At 53.1% G+C, this 20,736-nt stretch carries 18 protein-coding genes; 7 read left to right on the forward strand and 11 right to left on the reverse strand.

Annotated features, from left to right (window positions below; all coding sequences use genetic code 11):
• Nucleotides 1–62: 62 nt before the first annotated feature.
• Nucleotides 63–563: an SOS-induced cell division inhibitor SulA gene (gene sulA, locus ACSZPU_RS05715; protein ID WP_498996403.1), complete on the forward strand. Its 501-nt coding sequence runs from the start codon at nt 63–65 to the stop codon at nt 561–563.
• 366 nt (nt 564–929) lie between these two features.
• The gene (ompA, locus tag ACSZPU_RS05720) at nt 930–1,982 is read left to right on the forward strand and encodes a porin OmpA (protein ID WP_498996404.1); all 1,053 of its coding nucleotides are present in this window, start codon (nt 930–932) and stop codon (nt 1,980–1,982) included.
• 71 nt (nt 1,983–2,053) lie between these two features.
• Here ompA and matP read toward each other — a convergent pair whose 3' ends face one another.
• Nucleotides 2,054–2,506: a macrodomain Ter protein MatP gene (gene matP, locus ACSZPU_RS05725; RefSeq protein WP_498996407.1), complete on the reverse strand. Its 453-nt coding sequence runs from the start codon at nt 2,504–2,506 to the stop codon at nt 2,054–2,056.
• Nucleotides 2,507–2,689: 183 nt separating this feature from the next.
• Here matP and ACSZPU_RS05730 point away from each other — a divergent pair, with 183 nt between their 5' ends.
• Nucleotides 2,690–4,450: an AAA family ATPase gene (locus ACSZPU_RS05730; protein WP_498996409.1), complete on the forward strand. Its 1,761-nt coding sequence runs from the start codon at nt 2,690–2,692 to the stop codon at nt 4,448–4,450.
• 69 nt (nt 4,451–4,519) lie between these two features.
• Nucleotides 4,520–5,038 (forward strand): bifunctional 3-hydroxydecanoyl-ACP dehydratase/trans-2-decenoyl-ACP isomerase, encoded by a 519-nt coding sequence (gene fabA / locus ACSZPU_RS05735; protein ID WP_498996410.1) that lies wholly within the window; start codon nt 4,520–4,522, stop codon nt 5,036–5,038.
• Between the two features lie 94 nt (nt 5,039–5,132).
• Here the strand turns inward: fabA and rmf are convergent, their stop codons facing one another.
• The 6 genes from rmf to rlmKL all read right to left on the reverse strand — a co-directional run bounded on the left by rmf (nt 5,133) and on the right by rlmKL (nt 13,060).
• A complete protein-coding gene (gene rmf, locus ACSZPU_RS05740; RefSeq protein ID WP_039078582.1) occupies nt 5,133–5,300 on the reverse strand; it encodes a ribosome modulation factor in 168 nt (55 codons plus the stop codon).
• Between the two features lie 255 nt (nt 5,301–5,555).
• A complete protein-coding gene (pqiC, locus tag ACSZPU_RS05745; protein ID WP_498996413.1) occupies nt 5,556–6,122 on the reverse strand; it encodes a membrane integrity-associated transporter subunit PqiC in 567 nt (188 codons plus the stop codon).
• The gene (gene pqiB, locus ACSZPU_RS05750) at nt 6,119–7,759 is read right to left on the reverse strand and encodes an intermembrane transport protein PqiB (RefSeq protein ID WP_498996415.1); all 1,641 of its coding nucleotides are present in this window, start codon (nt 7,757–7,759) and stop codon (nt 6,119–6,121) included. The genes pqiC and pqiB overlap by 4 nt, the downstream gene beginning before the upstream one ends.
• A 4-nt stretch (nt 7,760–7,763) precedes the next feature.
• Nucleotides 7,764–9,017 carry a membrane integrity-associated transporter subunit PqiA gene (gene pqiA, locus ACSZPU_RS05755; protein ID WP_498996417.1) on the reverse strand — a complete coding sequence of 418 codons (1,254 nt, stop codon included), beginning with the start codon at nt 9,015–9,017 and terminating at the stop codon, nt 7,764–7,766.
• 14 nt (nt 9,018–9,031) lie between these two features.
• The gene (locus ACSZPU_RS05760) at nt 9,032–10,939 is read right to left on the reverse strand and encodes an ABC transporter ATP-binding protein (RefSeq protein WP_498996419.1); all 1,908 of its coding nucleotides are present in this window, start codon (nt 10,937–10,939) and stop codon (nt 9,032–9,034) included.
• A 12-nt stretch (nt 10,940–10,951) separates the two neighbouring features.
• The gene (gene rlmKL, locus ACSZPU_RS05765) at nt 10,952–13,060 is read right to left on the reverse strand and encodes a bifunctional 23S rRNA (guanine(2069)-N(7))-methyltransferase RlmK/23S rRNA (guanine(2445)-N(2))-methyltransferase RlmL (RefSeq protein WP_498996421.1); all 2,109 of its coding nucleotides are present in this window, start codon (nt 13,058–13,060) and stop codon (nt 10,952–10,954) included.
• A 99-nt stretch (nt 13,061–13,159) separates the two neighbouring features.
• Between rlmKL and ACSZPU_RS05770 the strand changes: the two genes are divergently transcribed.
• Nucleotides 13,160–14,269 (forward strand): YcbX family protein, encoded by a 1,110-nt coding sequence (locus ACSZPU_RS05770; RefSeq protein WP_498996423.1) that lies wholly within the window; start codon nt 13,160–13,162, stop codon nt 14,267–14,269.
• On the opposite strand, the gene zapC is transcribed toward ACSZPU_RS05770, so the two are convergent.
• On the reverse strand, nt 14,266–14,808 hold the full coding sequence (gene zapC, locus ACSZPU_RS05775) for a cell division protein ZapC (RefSeq protein WP_498996425.1): 543 nt from the start codon (nt 14,806–14,808) through the stop codon (nt 14,266–14,268). The two genes, ACSZPU_RS05770 and zapC, sit on opposite strands and share 4 nt — an antisense overlap.
• A 168-nt stretch (nt 14,809–14,976) precedes the next feature.
• Nucleotides 14,977–15,987 (reverse strand): quinone-dependent dihydroorotate dehydrogenase, encoded by a 1,011-nt coding sequence (gene pyrD / locus ACSZPU_RS05780; protein WP_498996428.1) that lies wholly within the window; start codon nt 15,985–15,987, stop codon nt 14,977–14,979.
• Between the two features lie 247 nt (nt 15,988–16,234).
• Between pyrD and ssuE the strand changes: the two genes are divergently transcribed.
• Nucleotides 16,235–16,816 carry an NADPH-dependent FMN reductase gene (gene ssuE, locus ACSZPU_RS05785; protein WP_498996431.1) on the forward strand — a complete coding sequence of 194 codons (582 nt, stop codon included), beginning with the start codon at nt 16,235–16,237 and terminating at the stop codon, nt 16,814–16,816.
• 69 nt (nt 16,817–16,885) lie between these two features.
• Here the strand turns inward: ssuE and pepN are convergent, their stop codons facing one another.
• Nucleotides 16,886–19,498: an aminopeptidase N gene (gene pepN, locus ACSZPU_RS05790; protein ID WP_498996433.1), complete on the reverse strand. Its 2,613-nt coding sequence runs from the start codon at nt 19,496–19,498 to the stop codon at nt 16,886–16,888.
• A 416-nt stretch (nt 19,499–19,914) separates the two neighbouring features.
• On the opposite strand from pepN, the gene ACSZPU_RS05795 reads away from it, so the two are divergent.
• Nucleotides 19,915–20,154 (forward strand): DinI family protein, encoded by a 240-nt coding sequence (locus ACSZPU_RS05795; protein WP_498996434.1) that lies wholly within the window; start codon nt 19,915–19,917, stop codon nt 20,152–20,154.
• A gap of 53 nt (nt 20,155–20,207) precedes the next feature.
• On the opposite strand, the gene ACSZPU_RS05800 is transcribed toward ACSZPU_RS05795, so the two are convergent.
• Nucleotides 20,208–20,498, reverse strand: a complete 291-nt coding sequence (locus tag ACSZPU_RS05800) for a hypothetical protein (RefSeq protein WP_498996437.1) — start codon at nt 20,496–20,498, stop codon at nt 20,208–20,210.
• Nucleotides 20,499–20,736 lie beyond the last annotated feature (238 nt).

Consider the following 20,736-nt stretch of genomic DNA (forward strand, 5'->3'; position numbering starts at 1 on the left):
GATCTTTGAACGTTCAGGGGTTACTGTATGTTTATACAGTAACTAACAGGACTGGGTTGATCATGTACCATTCATTAAGCCGTGCAAATCGTTCAACACAATTTCTTTCCGCACACAACGCGGGGGCCACCGAGGCTTCTACGGGGCTGATTAGCGAAGTGGTTTATCGCGAAGACCAACCCGGAATGACACAACTGCTGTTGTTGCCTTTATTACAGCAGCTGGGTCAACAATCGCGCTGGCAGCTCTGGTTAACGCCACAACAAAAGTTAAGTCGTGAATGGGTACAGTCTGTCGGTTTGCCACTGACCAAGGTCATGCAAATCAGCCAGCTCTCTCCCTGCCTAACGCTGGAGTCAATGATTCGTGCGCTACGTACGGGCAATTACAGTGTGGTTATTGGCTGGCATGCAGAAGAACTGACCGAAGAGGAACATCACCGTCTGGCAATGGCGGCCGAAGAAGGAAACGCAATAGGTTTTGTGATGCGGCCGGTACAGCACAATCCTCTTGCTGCGAGACAGCATTCGGGGATAAAAATTCACTCAAATTTGTATCATTGAGTAAAATTAGGATAAATCCTGGGATTATTTTTCTGTCGGACTAACACAAGCGCAATATCAGCGAAATACAGCGCCAATGCCCGATCCAGGCGACTTGCAAGGCATCTGAATTGGCGAATAGTTCCGCAGAATTGTTAAATATTGTGTATACAAAGCCTTTTTTTTCATATGCCTGACGGAGTTCACACTTGTAAGTTTCCAACTACGTTGTAGACTTTACATCGCCAGGGGTGCTCGGCATAAGCCAAAGATATCGTGAAGATATCTCTATAGGGACTGATGAGCAATGCCCCCGGTGAAGGATTTAACCGTGACTTCTCATCGAGATTTTCATGGCGATTTTTGGATGATAACGAGGCGCAAAAAATGAAAAAGACAGCTATCGCGATTGCAGTGGCACTGGCTGGTTTCGCTACCGTAGCGCAGGCCGCTCCGAAAGATAATACCTGGTATACAGGTGGTAAACTGGGCTGGTCTCAGTTCCACGACACCGGCTTCATTCCGAACGACGGCCCGACCCATTCAAGCCAGCTTGGTGCAGGTGCGTTCGGTGGCTATCAGGTTAACCCGTATATCGGTTTTGAAATGGGTTACGACTGGTTAGGCCGTATGCCGTACAAAGGCGACACCGTAAATGGTGCGTTCAAGGCTCAAGGCGTACAGCTGACTGCTAAACTGGGTTACCCGATCACTGACGATCTGGATATCTACACCCGTCTGGGCGGCATGGTATGGCGTGCAGACGCTAAAGCTAACGTCCCTGGCGCTGACGCTCACTTCAAAGACCACGACACCGGTGTTTCCCCGGTCTTCGCTGGTGGTGTTGAGTGGGCTGTTACCCGTGATATCGCTACCCGTCTGGAATACCAGTGGGTTAACAACATCGGTGATGCAAACACCGTTGGTACTCGTCCGGACAACGGCATGCTGAGCGTAGGTGTTTCTTACCGTTTCGGCCAGCAGGAAGAAGCTTCACCGGTAGTTGCTCCGGCTCCGGCTCCGGAAGTACAGACCAAACACTTCACGCTGAAGTCTGACGTACTGTTCAACTTCAACAAAGCGACCCTGAAACCGGAAGGTCAGCAGGCGCTGGATCAGCTGTATGGTCAGTTGAGTAATCTGGATCCGAAAGACGGTTCCGTAGTGGTTCTGGGCTTCACCGACCGCATCGGTTCTGACGCTTACAACCAGGGTCTGTCTGAGAAACGTGCTCAGTCCGTTGTTGATTACCTGGTTTCTAAAGGTATCCCGGCGAACAAAATCTCCGCACGTGGCATGGGTAAATCCCAGCCGGTTACTGGCAGCACCTGTGACAACGTGAAAGCGCGTGCTGCGCTGATCGATTGCCTGGCGCCGGACCGTCGCGTAGAAATCGAAGTTCGTGGCAGCAAAGACGTTGTAACTCAGCCTCAGGCTTAAGTTCACTTGCTGTAAAAAAACCCCGCTATGCGGGGTTTTTTATTGCCTGAATAAAATAGAGCGCAGAAAAATTATTCTTTGCCCAGCAGCGCCTGCAAATCCTGCTTAAGTGACGACATCGTCGTGGCATATTTTTCTTTATGCTCAGCATCTTCAATCAGCTGCACAATCGTCTCCGAGAGGGTTTTCCCCCTACGCTGCGCCAGAGCAGCCAAGCGCTGCCAGACAACAAACTCCAGGTCGATTGATTTCTTACGCGTATGCTGATGCTCAGCATTAAAATGGCGTTTACGCCGCGCCCGAATCGTCTGCTTCATGCGGTTCATGAGGGACGGATTAATATGTTGCTCAATCCAGGCATTAACCTGCACGGGTTCATTTTCGAGGGTTAGCAATAAATCGACGGTGTCTTTCGCCGCGCTGGCTTCGACATATCTTGTGATCAGCTCACCTTCCCGGTGCTTTTTCACCAGATACTTCCATTTCCAGCCGCTTTCAAGATTTTCCAGTTGTTGATATTTCATTGCGATCTCAACGTTACCGTGTAACTCAGTTCAGAATATCAGTTTTTTTCTGCTCTGCTGAAAAGAAATCACATTCTGCGCATCCCGACGGCACTTCTACCAGCGGAAAACGTGTATTCCCTGTGTGCTGCCCATACGTTTACGGTATAATCCCGCCTTTTACATCAGACTAAAAAAACGACTTTGACCATTACAAAACTTGAATGGAATGAACTGACTCCTGATACCGAGAGCTATCAGGATGTGTTTAAGCAGTCCGCACTTACTGACGAGACGGCATTCTTCCTGGGCGATACCCAACCCCGATTACACTATGCGCTGGAGCAACTGCTCCATCCTGTGGCAACGTCACGCTTTATGCTGGCCAAAGCGCCAGAAGAGGAAACGTACCTGACGATCGTTGCCGATGCAGTGGCTGCGCTACAGTCCGAGGAAAGCGAAATTGTCGGTGGTGACTACCAGGTTAATGGCGCGACGATTACTCTCACTCCGGCACAAAACGCAGATGCTAATTTTGCCGGCAAAAGCCAGGTTGTCGTTGCTGACTGGGTCGAAGCCGAGCAGCTATTTGGTTGCCTGCGCCAATTCAACAATGAGATTACCCTGCAACCCGGTCTCGTACACCAGGCCAACGGCGGCACGCTGGTTATCTCTCTGCGTACGCTGCTGGCGCAGCCGTTGCTGTGGATGCGTTTGAAAACCATGGTGACTCGCAATCGTTTTGACTGGGTTGCATTTGATGAATCCCGTCCCCTGCCCGTTTCCATTCCGTCACTGCCGCTTGATCTTCGGGTCATCCTCGTGGGCGAACGCGACTCTCTGGCGGACTTCCAGGAGATGGAGCCAGAGCTTGCTGAACAGGCTATCTACAGCGAATACGAAGATACTCTGCAGATTAGCGACGCAGAAACCCTGGCGCAGTGGTGTCAATGGGTACAGTTGGTCGCTCAGGAAGCTGAACTGCCCTCCCCGGCTGCTGATGCCTGGCCGGTACTGATTCGTGAAGCGGTTCGCTACACCGGCGACCAGGAGACGCTCCCGCTCTGTCCGCTGTGGTTATCTCGCCAGTTACGTGAAGTGTCTGCCATGATCGAAGCGCAGACCTTTGACGCAGAGCAGCTCAATACCATGCTCGCTCAGCGCGAATGGCGTGAAGGCTATCTGGCGGAACGTATGCAGGATGAGATTCTGTTAGAACAGATCCTCATTGAAACAGAAGGTGAGCAGGTTGGGCAGATTAACGCCCTGTCAGTTGTTGAATTCCCTGGTCATCCACGTGCGTTTGGTGAACCTTCGCGTATCAGCTGCGTCGTGCATATCGGCGATGGCGAATTCAACGACATTGAACGTAAAGCGGAACTGGGTGGCAACATTCATGCGAAAGGCATGATGATTATGCAGTCCTTCCTGATGGCCGAACTTGAGCTTGAACAACAGATTCCGTTCACCGCATCGCTGACCTTCGAGCAATCTTACAGCGAAGTGGACGGTGACAGCGCCTCAATGGCCGAGCTGTGTGCCCTGATCAGCGCACTGGCAGAAGTGCCTATCAGCCAAAGTATTGCTATCACCGGCTCAGTAGATCAGTTTGGCCGCTCGCAGCCTGTTGGTGGCCTCAACGAGAAGATCGAAGGCTTCTTTGCCATCTGTCAAAGCCGCGGGCTGGATGGCAACCAGGGCGTGATTGTACCGGATGCGAATGTGCGTCATCTTTGTCTGCGCCAGGATCTGCTGGATGCCGTCAAAGCGGGCCAATTCTCCATCTGGGCGATTGAAGATGTCACGGATGCACTCCCGTTATTAACCCGTCTGGTCTGGGATGCAGAAGGACAAACTACACTGAAGCAGACTATCCTGGAGCGCATCGCGCAGGCGACGCAACAGGACCCTCGTCACCGTTATCCGTGGCCGCTTCGTTGGCTCAGTTGGTTCAGTCCGAACTGATCGGACTTGTTCAGCGTACACGTGTTAGCTATCCTGCGTCCGAAACTCACAATAAGGCTTACTTAGAACATGGTAGATAAACGCGAATCCTATACAAAAGAAGACCTTCTTGCCTCTGGTCGCGGAGAGCTGTTTGGCGAAAAAGGCCCACAATTACCTGCCCCAAGCATGCTGATGATGGACCGAGTGGTATCAATGACCGAGACCGGTGGGAATTTCGACAAAGGATATGTTGAAGCTGAATTAGATATTAATCCGGACCTGTGGTTCTTTAGCTGCCACTTTATCGGTGACCCGGTAATGCCAGGCTGCCTCGGTCTTGACGCCATGTGGCAGCTCGTTGGTTTCTACCTGGGCTGGCTCGGTGGTGAAGGCAAAGGCCGCGCGCTGGGCGTAGGCGAAGTGAAATTTACCGGACAGATTCTGCCGACCGCGAAAAAAGTCACCTACCGCATCCACTTCAAACGCGTCATTAACCGTCGTCTGGTGATGGGTCTGGCGGATGGTGAAGTGCTGGTTGATGGTCGTGTTATCTACACCGCAACCGATCTGAAAGTGGGTCTGTTCCAGGACACCTCTGCGTTCTGATGCTGCTTGCCGTGTCATGCGGCATAAAGAATCACTCAGTGCAGAAAAGGCGAAACCTCCGCAATGCGGAGGTTTCTTGTTTAAAGAGACAGAATCAGGCAATGACGGCCCTGTCCTCCATGGCTTCTCGCCAGCCTCCCATCCATTCGGACCTCTGATTCAGCGTCTGATAAGGACACATTTCTTTTGGCCGCCCTGTGATTCCGGCCTGATACCCACGTTGATGTGCCCGTTCCAGGCGATCTCGCTTTTGTCTCTTCATGCCTCGTTTCCCTCATTTTTTGGTCTGGTGGAAAAGAAAACAGTGGTTACTAAGTATGCAACCACAGGCTACGAATACCCTGGATAAACTTCGTCGTCAATGCGCAAAATTCACGCCAGTGTCATAAATGTGAACTAATTAGAAGTTCATTTGTACAAAAACTGTGAGCCAGCACAAGTAACAAACTGAGTACTAAAATAAAAAAAAGCCGCCAGGCAATAGTGCTCTGACGGCTTTTTGATGCATTAAATTTCTCTATGGCAGGCGTTTAAGCTCGCTGGCAATACTGCTCGCTTCCTGCTGCCAGGCCAGGGCCAGCATCTTCACCATCTCGTCGTAGCCATCCTGCTGCTGTTTGAGCTCAATGTGGAAAGGACGCTTAATTAGCTGCCCGCGATGATTAACCAGCCATTCGCCGCTGACGATAACCCGCCCGTCATAGCGACCGTGAAAACCGGTCACCGTGACATTCAGCGTGTCCTGCTCTGTACCTAACGGTTGCGATGCCACAACCCAGCCCGGCAGCTGATTGCTTAAATTCGCTACCAGCGTCGTACGTAGCTGTTGATCCAGCGGGCTTGCCCACAGATTGTTGGTGGCAATCACGTATTGCACATCGCTTGTCTGGTAGACCACGCCATTGCCTGCAAGATAATCCGGCACCGATACCTGCTCAACCCACAGCAAATGTTGCCCATTCGCAGCGCTTTGCGCCACAGGCGTCTGCGGCGGTGAGGGCAGCTGATAGTAGCTCTTATTATCCCCGCTGGAGCTACAGGCCGTCAGGAGCATGACCAGAAGCGCTATCGTTCCCTTTTTCATTGTTTCGCCCTCTTCGGCTGCGGATCGTCTTTGCCCTTAGCTTCAAATACCAGCGCATTGCTCTTATCGTTTAGCGTTTTGAGCACCGGCTGCAGTTCGCGCAAAACCTGATCAAGACGCTGCATATCTGCTACCATCTTGTTGTACGCAGCGGAACCCGGCTGGAAGCCCTGCATGCTTCGGTTGAGCTCGCGCAGCGTATTTTGCATATCCGCTGGCAGCTGCTGCATCGACTGGCTGGCGGTCAGCTTGTTCAGATTATCGATTGTCGTTTGCAGACGGCGCATCGTCTGCTGACTTTCCGTCAGCGCATTGGTCGCCTGCTCGATCATCGGATTCAGCGGCAGATTGTTAATCTTATCCAGCGTATCCATTAGCTTTTGCTGAATCTGCGCCAGACCACCGCTCACCGTCGGGATGATCCGGTACCCACCGAATTCCGGCATATCCGTCACCGGTGGCGCTTTCGGATAGAAATCGAGATCCACATACAGTGCGCCAGTCACAATATTGCCGGTTTTCAGCGCCGCACGCAGGCCACGTTTCATTAGCTCGGTAATATGCTGATCGACATTCGGATCGCCGCCAAACTGGCTTACGAGACGCTCAGGCTCGATACGAATGAGGATAGGTATCCGGTAGTCGTCATTCAGTTTCTGGCGCATCTCAGGCGTGAAGAACGGCACTTTCGCCACCGTCCCCAGGCGAATCCCGCGGAACTCGACCGGGGCGCCTGGCTGCAGGCCGCGAATCGAATCTTTGAAGAACATCAGATAGTCGATGTGTTCGGTATAGAGCGATTCCTGAATGCTCCGCTGGTCGTCATACAGCATAAAGGCCGTTTTCTCGGCGACAGGTTCACCCAGTTCATTGCCTTCCGGCACATCAAAACTCACGCCGCCGCCAAACAGAGTACTGAGCGAGCCCATCTCAACCCGCATCCCCGCAGAGGTTAAGTCCACGGCGATACCGCTGTCTTTCCAGAAACGCACGTTGCTGGTGACCAGACGATCGTTTGGCGCATTGATAAAGAGCTGATAGCTGATGGTGCGTTTTTGCGTATCAAAAGTACTGGTTTCTACCGAGCCAACACGGTAACCACGAAAAAGCACCGGGTCGCCCGGAGAAAGCTGCCCCGCCTTTTTACTGTCGAGGATAACCCGAATCCCTTTGGCATCCGGCGGCGCCAGAGGCGGCGAATCCAGCAGGTTATATCTCTCTGGCTGATTGCCCTTTTTCCCCGGCTGGAGTTCAATGTAGGCACCGGAAAGCAAGGTTCCCAGCCCACTGATCCCTTCACGTCCTACCTGCGGTTTGACCACCCAGAAAACGGAGTCGTTGTAGAGCAGCTTTTCCATCCCTGTGTTCAGGCGCGCTTTGATCTCCACATGGGTGAGATCATCGGTCAGCGTCGTGCTCTCCACCACCCCAACATCCACGCTGCGGCTTTTGATCGTCGTTTTACCGCCGATAATACCCTCCGCGTTGGTGGTGATCAGCGTCACTTCCGGCCCCTGATGGCTGTAATGGTAAAAGAGGATCCACGCGCCGATCAGGGCCGTGACTATCGGGAATATCCATACCGGCGACCAGTTTTTGACTTTCTGCACTTTCGCCTCCCCACTGGTTTTCTCCATGTTCTTACGACTCCTCATGGCTCGATTCAGGCTCGCGATCCCAACTCAGGCGGGGATCGAACGTCATTGCCGCAAACATTGTGATGATAACGACCAGCGCAAACATCAGCGCCCCCATGGCCGGATAAATATTCATTAATCCTCCCATGCGTACCAGCGCGGACAGCACGGCGATGACAAACACATCAATCATCGACCAGCGACCGACAAATTCGACAATTTCATAAACAAAGTGCATTCGCTCACTGTCCCGGCGACCATGGCCTTTGGCATCCCAGCATAGCCAGGCAATGGCGATCATTTTGAGCGTCGGCACCATAATACTGGCGATAAAGATAACCAGCGCTACCGGATACGATCCTTCGCTCCAGAGGAAAATCACCCCGGCGATAATGGTTGACGGCATCTGGTCACCCAGCAAATCGGTAATCATGATCGGCAGAATGTTGGCAGGCAGGTACAGCAGGATTGAGGTCACCAGCAGTGCCATCGTCCACTGCAGGCTGTTTCTGCGCCGGACATAGCCTTTGGTATGACAGCGCGGGCAGACAGGTTCGTCAGCCGCCACAATGGCGGTGCAGCACGGGCAACTGCGTAACCCTTGATGAATACCCGACACCCCCACGCGCAGCGGTACCATCGGTACTGGCGTCGGGGAGATATCATCCCACAACCAGTGGCGGTCTACACACTGCATGGTACGCAACTGTAACAGGCAAAACAGACACCAGGGAATAAAGCTGCTACCGATGCCCACATCTCCGTAGGCCATCAGTTTGACAAAACTCACCAGTACGCCGGCCAGAAAAATCTCCGCCATGCCCCAGGTTTTGAGCTGAAAAAGGATACGTGCCAGGAACGTTTTAACCCGCAGTGACAGCGGCACGCGATTGACGAGCAGCAGGATGGTCACCAGGCAAAACGTCGGGACCATCTGCACGAAAAGTAAGAAGAGCGTCCCGAGGCTGGCGTAATCTTCCGAGAACATAACGCCAGGGATCTCCAGCAGCGTCACCTCACTGGTGACGCCTGCCACTTTCATATTCACAAACGGGAACAGATTGGAAAGCAGTAGCATAAACAACGCCACCAGCGCATACGCGGTGGGACGTTGTCTGGGCTCATCCCATTCCGTGGTCAATGTCGTACCACAGCGAGGACACGCCGCTTTCTGACCATGCTGCAACAACGGCAAAGCCACCAATAGATCACACTGCGTACACAAAATATGCCTGGTGGCGTGGTGATGTTCACACATACTGGCTTCCTGAGTTATGCGCCGTTTTTTAATGCCTCCAGATACTCCCAGCGTTCAAACGCTTGCTCCAGCGCCTGCTCCGCCGAAGCCAGTTCGGCTAATACTTTCTGCGTGTGGTCGTGAGGCTGACTGAAAAAGCTGGCATCCGCCACCTGCGCCTGCAGTGTTTCCAGTGCCGCTTCCAGAGTTTCCAGCTTTTGCGGCAATTGTTCCAGCTCACGTTGCAGGTTATAGCTTAGTTTGTTTCTGGCTCGTTTAACAGTTTCTGTTTTGTTTACCGATACTTCGGCGGATTTTTTCTCGGCTGCCGCTTTGTGCGCCTGCGATGCTGACTGCTGACCGCGCGCATCGTGATAGCCACCCACATACTGGCCAATCCGCCCTGCCCCTTCAAAAATCCAGCACTCGGTCACGGTGTTATCCACAAACTGACGATCGTGGCTAACCAGCATAACGGTTCCCTGGTAGCTGTCGATTAGCTCTTCAAGCAGTTCCAGCGTTTCGACATCCAAATCGTTCGTCGGTTCGTCGAGAATCAATAAGTTACTGGGTTTGAGGAACAAACGCGCCAGCAGCAGTCGGTTACGTTCACCGCCAGAAAGCGCACGAACCGGGGTCATCGCCCGTTTCGGGTGGAAAAGGAAGTCCTGCAGGTAGCCCAGCACATGACGTGGCTTCCCGTTGACCATCACTTCCTGCTTACCTTCCGCCAGGTTGTCCATCACCGTTCTGTCTGGATCGAGCTCTGCGCGGTGTTGGTCAAAGTAGGCCACTTCCAGCTTGGTACCACAATGAATGCGACCGCTGTCGGCCTGCAACTGGCTGAGCATCAGCTTAAGCAGCGTAGTTTTACCACAGCCGTTCGGCCCAATCAGGGCAATCTTGTCACCACGCTGGACCTGCGCAGAGAAGTCTTTAACCAGCACTTTACCGTCCACCTGATAGTCGACGTTTTCCATCTCGAAGACGATTTTGCCCGAGCGGCTTGCTTCCTCAACCTGCATCTTCGCGCTGCCCATCACCTCACGTCGTTCGCTGCGCTCGCGACGCATGGCTTTCAAAGCGCGCACGCGGCCTTCATTACGGGTACGACGCGCCTTGATGCCCTGGCGGATCCAGACTTCTTCCTGCGCCAGCTTGCGGTCGAATTCCGCATTCTGCAGCTCTTCAACGCGCAGGTTTTCTTCTTTTTCCAGCAGATAGGTGTCGTAATCGCCAGGATAAGTCACCAGCTTGCCGCGATCCAGATCGACGATGCGGGTCGCCATATTGCGAATAAAGGAACGGTCGTGCGAAATAAAGATAATGGTGCCGCCGAATGTTTTCAGGAACCCTTCCAGCCAGTCGATGGTTTCAATATCGAGGTGGTTAGTCGGTTCATCGAGCAACAGCACTTTCGGCCCGCTGACCAGCGCACGGCCCAGCGCCGCCTTACGCAGCCAGCCACCAGAAAGTGACGCCAGCGGCATGTCAGCTTCCAGACCAAGCTGTGCCAGCACTTCGTTAATGCGGTTTTCCAGCTGCCACAGACCGTGGTGGTCCAGCAGTTCCTGCAGGCGCGCCATTTCGTTCAGGTTTTTGTCGCTCGGATCTGTCATCACCAGATGCGAAATGTCGTGATAGCCCTTGAGGTATTCCGCCTGCTCTTCAATCCCTTCGGCGACAAAATCGTAGACGCTGCCCGCGACGTTACGCGGTGGATCCTGCTGCAAACGCGCGACGATCAAATCCTGCTCATACACGATGCGTCCGTCATCCAGCCCCTGTTCACGGTTGAGGATTTTCATCAGCGTTGATTTGCCCGCGCCGTTACGGCCTACCAGACAGACGCGCTCGTTGTCCTCGATATGCAGTTCGGCATTATCGAGAAGGGGGGCATCGCTGAACGACAGCCATGCGCCATGCATACTGATTAATGACATCTATTTATCCTTTCAGGCTGCGGTAATCAGCCAGCAGTTGTGAATCTGACGGTTACGGGCGAAATCTTGCGACTGCGTTTTTTGGGTAATTTCTTGTGCTTTGAGCCCAAGCTTAGCCAGCCCGTCAGTATCCATACGGAAACCGCGTTTGTTGTTTGAGAACATGATCGTGCCGCCTTTACGCAGCAGACGTTTAAGATCTTTCATCAGCGTAATGTGATCGCGCTGAACGTCGAACGAGTCTTCCATACGTTTCGAGTTCGAGAACGTCGGCGGATCGATAAAAATCAGATCGAACTGTTCATCGGTTTCGCGCAGCCAGGCCAGCACATCGGCCTGCAACAGACGATGAGGACGACCGGTTAGGCCGTTAAGACGCAAGTTGCGCTCCGCCCACTCCAGATAGGTACGTGACATATCCACCGTCGTGGTGCTGCGTGCGCCGCCTAAGCCCGCGTGCACGCTGGCACTGCCGGTATAAGCGAACAGGTTCAGGAAGTCTTTACCTTTACTCATCTGGCCGAGCATACGACGCGCGATGCGGTGATCGAGGAACAGACCCGTATCGAGATAATCCGTCAGGTTTACCCACAGTTTCGCGTTGTATTCGCTCACCTCCAGGAATTCACCCTTTTCATTCATCTTCTGATACTGGTTAGCCCCTTTCTGACGCTCACGGGTTTTCAGCACCAGTTTGTTTGGCGCAATCTCCAGTACGGCGATGGTGGCGGCAATGATGTCGAACAGACGCTGACGCGCTTTTTGCGCATCAATGGTTTTTGGCGGTGCGTACTCTTGCACCACGACCCAGTCGCCGTAGCGGTCGACTGCCACGTTGTAATCCGGCAGATCGGCATCGTACAGGCGATAGCATTCAATGCCTTCCTGACGCGCCCATTTTTCCAGTTTCTTAAGATTCTTACGCAGGCGGTTAGCGTAGTCTTCGGCCATCGCCGGTGCTTTCGCTTCACCGGTGTTTTCCGCCAGGTGGTAGTTTTTCTGCACGCAATCCAGCGGGCCGTTTTTGGCCTTGAACTGGCGATCGGCGCGTAATTGCAGGCAGTTGAGCAAATCAACAGAGGCGCTGAACAGAGACAGGTTCCAGCCGCCAAACTGCGATTTCAACGTCCGCCCCAGCAGGCTGTGCAGCGCAATCAGCGCTGGTTCGCTTTCCAGACGCTCGCCGTACGGCGGGTTGCTGATAACGGTACCGTAAGGCCCTTTCGGCAGCGGGTTGCTTAACTGCGCCACATCTTTGACTTCAAAGGTGACCAGCTCACCCACCCCGGCACGACGGGCGTTACGCTGCGCACGTTCAATGACACGAGGATCGTTATCCGATCCGTAAAAATGCGAGCTGTAGTTAGCCAGTCCCTGGCGCGCGCGGGCCTGTGCGTCGGCTTTCACTTCCTGCCAGATGGCCTCGTCATGCTGTGCCCAGCCGCCAAAACCCCAGCGTCCGCGGTGTAAACCTGGTGCGCGATCGGTTGCCCACATTGCCGCTTCAATCAGCAGGGTGCCGGAACCACACATAGGATCGAGCAGCGGCGTGCCCGGCTGCCAGCCTGAACGCATCACGATTGCCGACGCGAGGTTTTCTTTGATGGGCGCCATACCGGTGCCGTCACGATAGCCACGCACGTGCAGGCCTTCCCCGCTCAGATCGAGGGCAATGCTGGCCGTCTTTTTATTCAGCCAGACGTTAATGCGTAAATCCGGTGATTCACGGTCAACGTTCGGACGCGGCAGATTATTGCGGGTAAAGCTGTCGACGATGGCGTCTTTGACTTTCAGCGCGCCGTACTGGCTGTTACGAATCTCATCATTCAGGCCGCTAAAATGCACGGCGAAGGTGGCATCCGCGTTGAAAATCTCCGTCCACGGAATCACCTGCACGCCGAGGTAAAGGTCCAGATCGCTGTAAACCTTGCACTCACCAAGCGGCATCATGATTCGCGAGGCCAGACGACTCCACATCAGGCTTTGGTAAATCAGCCGCGTGTCACCATGGAAATGGACGCCCCCCTGAACCACCCGGCACTCTTGCGCGCCCAGGTTTTCCAGTTCAGTTTTTAATAGCTCTTCCAGCCCACGGGCCGTACTGGCAAACAGAGAAATCATAAAATCACTTATTGATGTAGAAAATTGTTGCGCATTATAGCCAATCTGACGTTCATGTCATAAAGTTGAGGGCTTATTTTCGTTCACAGAGGAAATGACGTGGCAACGCTTTCGCGTCTTTTTATCCATCCCGTGAAATCCATGCGGGGTATTGGCCTGACGCATGCGCTGGCAGACACCAGCGGATTGTCCTTCGATCGCATTTTTATGGTGACCGAACCGGATGGCACCTTTATTACCGCACGACAATTTCCTCAGATGGTCCGTTTTCTTCCCTCTCCCCTGACGGATGGCCTGCATTTAACCGCACCGGATGGTAGCAGCGCCGTAGTGCGTTTTAGCGATTTTGCGCCTCAGGGCGAGCCAACGGAAGTGTGGGGGAATCATTTTACTGCCCGGGTTGCCCCGGAACACATCAATCAGTGGCTTAGCGGTTTTTTCGCCCGCGACGTTCAGCTCCGCTGGGTAGGCCCACAAACCACGCGCCGGGTAAAACGCCACGAAGATGTGCCACTCTCGTTTGCCGACGGTTTTCCGTTCTTATTGACCAACGAAGCCTCGCTGCGGGATTTACAAAGTCGCTGTCCTGCAAGCGTACAGATGGAGCAGTTCCGCCCCAACCTGGTGGTCACGGGAGCCAGCGCATGGGAAGAAGATACCTGGAAGGTGATACGTATCGGTGATGTCGTCTTTGATGTGGTGAAACCCTGCAGCCGCTGTGTTTTTACCACCGTCAGTCCCGAACGCGGGCAAAAACACCCCTCTGGTGAACCGCTGGCGACATTAACCCGTTTTCGTACCGCACAAGATAATGGTGATGTCGATTTCGGCCAGAATCTGATCGCCCGCAATAGTGGGGTTGTGCGCGTGGGTGACGACGTGGTGGTGCTGTCTCGCGCACCGGCCAAACACTATGGCGCGGGCAAGGTAGTTGAGTCTGTCGAACAGGAACAGCAAACCGAAGGTGAAGTGTATATAGTCTGGCAGGGACAAAGCTTTCGCGGCAATAACCAGCAAATCTTACTTGAGCAGCTGGAAAATAATGGGATTCGGGTGCCGTATTCGTGTCGAGCAGGCATTTGCTGTTGCTGTCGCGTTCGCCTGATCGAGGGCGAGGTCAGCCCGTTGAAGAAATCAGCCATTGCGCAAGACGGTTCCATCCTGAGCTGTAGCTGCGTACCTAAGACCTCAATTCGGCTGGAGAGTTAAACGGCCTGTTCAAAGCTGAAACTGGTGGCGTTAAGCTGCGGTTTCAGCCTGTCATTCATAATCTTGATGGCATCACCCAGTTGCATCGTACGTCCGGCGATTACCACCCCCGGCTGGGCCAGCAGGCAAAGTGCGGCATTTTCACCCGGTTCAACCACCAGCAGATTGACCTCTTCTCCACTGTCGCTCATCACCACGCTTGCGGCTTCCCCCGCCACAGGCGACCAGGGCGCATCGTAGCTGGTAAAGTGCCAGCTTTTCGGCATTTGAGGTTTCAGGAAGCGAATGGCAATCAGCGCATTGAGCACCAGTTCGGCGCGCTGCTCGTTGGAGAGCATGAGGTCGCGGCATTTTTCATCAAAGGAGAAAAATAAGGCGGCATCGTCTACGCAAAATCCGCAGGGAGAGAACGCATCCGGGGTCAGCATTTTACGGGCAAAACGCGAACGAAATAACATGCCATTGGCCAAATCGAGCATCATACGATCGTGCTCATCATCAAAATACCAGCGCCAATTATCGTCAGGTTTAATTCGCATTGCGTTCTCCTCTCCCCGTAAACATCCCTTTGCCCTTTTCATCCTTTTGCGCTTCGCTTATTCGCTTAAATAAGAAAAGACTAAAATGTACAAATTAGCAACAATCACGGAATATAAAACAACCAGGGCCGGAAATAAAGGCCTGGTTGTCTGATAGTGAGCAAAAGATTAGATATGGGTAACGATTTCTTTAATCAGTTGCGGGCCTTTAAAAATAAAGCCGGAATAAATTTGCAGCAGGGAAGCTCCCGCTTCCATCTTCTCGCGTGCGGCAATCACCGAGTCGATGCCGCCTACGCCGATAATCGGCAGACGCCCATTTAATTCTTGCGACAGGCGACGAATAATTTCTGTGCTTTTTAATTGCAGCGGACGGCCACTTAATCCACCCGTTTCATCGCAATTTTTCATTCCCTGAACCAGTTTTCTGTCCAGGGTGGTATTGGTGGCAATTACGCCATCAATATTGTGGCGAACTAAACTGTCGGCCACCTGGATCAATTCTTCTTCGGAAAGATCCGGCGCGATCTTCACGGCCACAGGAACATATTTATGGTGGGTCTGATGAAGATCGTTTTGTTTATTTTTAATCGCTGTCAGAAGATCATCCAGCGCTTCGCCATATTGTAATGTCCGCAGACCTGGGGTGTTCGGTGAGGAAATATTAATGGCGATATAACCGGCATAGGCATAGATTTTTTCCATACAAATCAGATAGTCATCTTTACCTTGCTCAACCGGCGTGTCTTTATTTTTGCCGATATTAATACCCAGCACGCCGTCAAAACGCGCTTTTTTCACATTCTCAACCAAGTTATCAACGCCAAGGTTGTTGAAGCCCATGCGGTTAATCAACCCTTCGGCATCGACCAGGCGGAAGAGACGTGGCTTATCGTTGCCCGGCTGCGGGCGCGGCGTCACGGTACCGATCTCGATCGCGCCAAAACCCATCGCGCCGAGCGCATCGATACATTCACCGTTCTTATCAAGACCGGCGGCAAGTCCCAGAGGATTTTTAAACGTCAGACCCATACATTGCACCGGTTTCTCCGGCATACGCTGGCGCACCAGCACTTCTAGCGGCGTACCCGTAATGCGGCGTAGCTGTTGAAAAGTAAATTCATGAGCGCGCTCGGGGTCGAGCTGGAAAAGGGCTTTACGAACGAAGGGGTAGTACATGAACTCTCCTGGATTCCCGGTGTGCAAACCGGGGGCGTATTATCTTTGATTAGCCGAAGAAATGGAATTGACCTGCGGCAAAAAAACGTGAACTGGGCGCAATCGTTTCCTCTGCACCTTCTGCATATTCATTTTTCAACCGGTTTCCACTAAAAAAATCATTTAGAGGAATATAAAACCTCTGCCACACTGAACGAATTGTTATCGATGTTCGATAAAATGAAGTAATTGGTTATAAGGAGTGAATATGCGAGTTGTTACCCTGGCGGGAAGCCCGCGTTACCCTTCCCGATCAAGCGCCCTGCTGGAATATGCCCGCGAGCGCCTTACAGCCCTTGATGTTGACGTGTGCCACTGGCATTTGCATAACTTCGTCCCTGAAGATCTGCTTTATGCCCGCTTCGATAGCCCTGCCCTGCAGGCACTGCTTGAACAATTGAAAGAAGCTGACGGCCTGATCGTTGCCACCCCGGTTTATAAAGCCTCGTTTTCCGGCGCGCTGAAAACCCTGCTCGATTTATTCCCTGAACGGGCGCTGGAAGGCAAAGTAGTCCTCCCGGTCGCCACCGGTGGCACCATCGCGCACATGCTGGCCGTGGACTATGCGCTCAAGCCCGTTCTGAGCGCATTGAAAGCGCAGGAAATTTTGCATGGCGTGTTCGCCGATGACAGCCAGGTGGTGGATTATCAGCATAAGCCTCGTTTTACGCCGAATTTGCAGACACGGCTGGACAGCGCGCTGGAGACATTCTGGCAGGCCTTACACCGCCGTGACGCGCAGGTCCCCATATTCGGTCATCACGTCTCCGGCATTGCCCGGGCATCGTAATAAAAAAAGCCGGGTCGCGTTGTTCACGCTAACCCGGCTTGCCATCACGCAGGATCTTCCCGCTGCGTGTTATGCCAGCGCTTTGCTGATTTTCTCAAACAGATCGCCCGAGAGATTCGGCAACGCTTTGAGCTGCTCCAGCGCCGCGCGCATTTTTTCCTGACGTTTAGCGTCATAGCGTTTTAAGCGAATCAGCGGCTCAATCAGGCGCGATGCAACCTGCGGGTTACGGCTGTTCAGTTCGGTCAGCATCTCGACCATGAACTGGTAGCCGCTACCGTCTTGCGCATGGAAGGCGGCCGGGTTGCTGCTGGCAAACGCGCCAATCAGTGAACGTACGCGGTTCGGGTTGCTCATGGTGAATGAACGGTGTTTTAACAGCGCACGTACCGTGTCCAGCACGTTATCTGCCGGGCTGGTCGCCTGCAGAATCAGCCATTTGTCCATCACCAGGCCATCCTGATGCCACTTGTCATCATATTCCTGCATCAGCGCATCGCGACACGGCAGCTGTGCGGCAACGGCTGCGGACAGCGCCGCCAGCGCATCGGTCATGTTGTCTGCACTGTGATACTGCTCGGTCACCAGCTTGTCGGCCAGTTGCGCATCGCCGAAGGCCAGATAACGCAGACAGGTATTACGTAATGCGCGTTTGCCGATATCCGCATGCTCCACACGGTAGGTATCCAGCTTATTGGCGTTATAAACGGCCAACACTTCGTCCGCCAGTTCAGTGGCCAGAGTGCGGGTCAGCGCTTCACGTACCGCCACGATAGCGATCGGATCGATCACCTCGAACAATTCGGCGATCTCATTCGCCGACGGCAGCGTCAGAATTTCGGCGGCCAGCGCCGGATCGATGTGCTCATCGAGCAGGATCGCGCGGAACGCATCGGCCACGTGCAGCGGCAGCGACAGCGCCTGCCCTTGCTGATGACGGGCCACGTTGAGTTTAATGTGCGTCGCCAGCAGGCTTTGCGCCGCATCCCAACGAGAAAAATCATTGCTGGCATGGCGCATCAGGAACGTCAGTTGCTGATCGCTCCATTTATATTCCAGTTTCACTGGCGCAGAGAATTCACGCAGCAGTGAGGGCACTGGCTGGAAGTAGACATTATCAAACACGAAGGTCTGTTCCGGCTGAGTGACATTCAGTACGTGATGCACCGGGTGGCCGTCTTTCTGCAGCGGGATGACTTTGCCTTCATTATCATAAAGTTCAATGTCAAACGGGATATGCAGCGGATGTTTCTCGTGCTGTTCCGCCGTTGGCGGCGTGCGCTGGCTGATGGTGAGCGTGTACTGCTCGGTAGACGGGTTGTAGTCATCGTGTACCGTGACAATCGGCGTCCCCGCCTGGCTGTACCAGCGACGGAAATGCGACAAATCGATGTTTGAGGCATCTTCCATGGCCTGAACGAAATCGTCGCAGGTCGCAGCGCTGCCATCATGACGCTCAAAATAGAGCTGCATCCCTTTCTGGAAATTCTCTTCGCCCAGCAGGGTGTGGATCATGCGGATGATTTCAGAACCTTTTTCGTACACGGTCAGCGTGTAAAAGTTGTTCATTTCAATCACTTTATCCGGGCGAATCGGGTGCGCCATCGGACTGGCATCTTCAGCGAATTGAAGCCCGCGCATGGTACGAACGTTATTGATGCGATTAACTGCACGAGAGCCCAGATCAGAGCTGAATTCCTGGTCGCGGAACACAGTCAGCCCTTCTTTCAGGCTGAGCTGGAACCAGTCGCGGCAGGTCACGCGGTTGCCGGTCCAGTTGTGGAAATATTCATGACCAATCACGCGCTCAATATCGAGGTAATCTTTGTCGGTCGCGGTATCGGTACGGGCAAGAACGTATTTGGAGTTAAAGACGTTAAGGCCTTTATTCTCCATCGCGCCCATATTAAAGAAGTCCACGGCGACAATCATATAGATGTCGAGGTCGTATTCGAGGCCAAAACGGGTCTCGTCCCATTTCATGGAGTTCTTAAGCGAGGTCATCGCCCATGGCGCGCGGTCAAGGTTGCCACGGTCGACAAACAGTTCCAGCGCCACCTCACGCCCGGAGCGGGTCGTAAAGGTATCGCGCAGCACGTCGAAGTCGCCCGCGACCAGAGCAAACAGGTAGCACGGTTTCGGGAACGGATCCTGCCACTGCACCCAGTGACGACCATTATCCAGTTCGCCCTGATCAACACGGTTGCCGTTAGAGAGCAGGAACGGATAGGTGGCTTTGTCGGCGATGATTTTGGTGGTAAAACGCGCCAGCACGTCCGGGCGGTCCAGATACCAGGTAATGTGGCGGAAACCTTCTGCCTCACACTGGGTGCAAAGCGCCTCACCAGACTGATAGAGGCCTTCGAGCGCGGTGTTCGCCGCCGGGCTGATTTCGTTAACGATACGCAGTGTGAATCGCTCAGGCAGACCGTCAATAACCAGCTGGTTGTCTTCTTCTTTATATTGCGTCCACGGCTGGTCGTTAATATGGATTGACACTAAAGTCAGGTCTTCGCCATCCAGACGCAATGGCACCGGGGTGGCGCTATGACGAGAGATAGTGCTCAGCGCAGTGACAACGGTTTTTGCGGCATCCAGGTCAAAGGTCAAGTCAATATCGCTAATCAGGTAATCCGGCGCACGGTAATCGTGGCGGTATTTGGCTTGTGGCTGTTGTGTCATAAAAAACCTTTAGCATCTTGTGTTTGGTTACGTCTCCAGTCTATTCCTGTTGCGTAAATCCCGCCACGCAGAATGTTCATCTTTTCAGGGAGAAAAGCTCACTCTGCTACATTTTAGTAACATGAAACAGTAATTTTTAAAATCGACAAATATCGTCCAGGAGCGCCGTAAATCACGGTTGGACAGATTAAACGAAATTCATGTTTGCGAACTTTAGCGATTTTCACCGATGGTAAATGCCCCACTGGTGCCCCATAGACAATTCTCTGTAACCCTGATGACTAAAGGCCTCAGAGCTATACCCCCGGACACAAATGCCCCACCGCTTCGATGTTAGATGAGCGTTCGCTTGACACTGTATAAATAACCAGCCAATAATAACTGTATATTTAACCAGTTACTTGACTGAGGTAGCTATGTTCGTTGAGCTCGTTTACGACAAAAGAAATGTTGAGGGTTTACCCGGCGCGAAAGACATCATTCTGGCTGAGTTGACAAAGCGAGTGCACCGGATTTTTCCCGGTGCCGATGTGAGAGTTAAACCAATGCAGGCGAACGCGCTGAACAGTGATTGCACCAAAAATGAGAAGGAGCGGCTCAACCGCATGATCGAGGAAATGTTCGAAGAAGCGGACATGTGGATGGTTGCTGATTAATCACATTTCGCGTTACCGGGCAGTCATCCTACTCTGCCCGGATAACGCCCCTCTTAAACCATTACTGCCGCATAAACCACCGCACAGACGGCAATGGGTATGAGCATATCCAGCAGACTCGGAATGTCCCAGGCTCTGAACGCAAACCCTCCCCACCACGGCATATTCTCGCGGTGTCCATTGCCGAACTGCGCTATCCAGCGATACTCTGCCTGTGTCTGTTCGCGAGCAACAAACCACAGGCAACCCAGCACGCCTCCGCTGACCCAGTCACCCGAGACCAGACCGAAAATGCACTGCACCGCAACAGCGGCGCAGGCGTGAAACACTGGCGACAAATCCATTACTCAGCCCTGTTTCATAACCCAAACGGGTGGGAGAAAGAGATTACAATTGCAGGATTCGATCAATCCGAGTAGTTCGAAGAGTGAATTCTGAACATGGACTGTTCAATTCATAACCAATGAGTGTTTTGCAAATCTCTACTTCTGTTTTAATTAATTAGGGAAGGTGCGATTTAATCGGTGGGGTTCAGTGGAGTCCTTAGCTGTATTAGCCTTACCTTAGCTGAGCTGTATTATC

The organism is Phytobacter sp. V69 (assembly GCF_965644215.1).
Lineage (GTDB): Bacteria > Pseudomonadota > Gammaproteobacteria > Enterobacterales > Enterobacteriaceae > Phytobacter.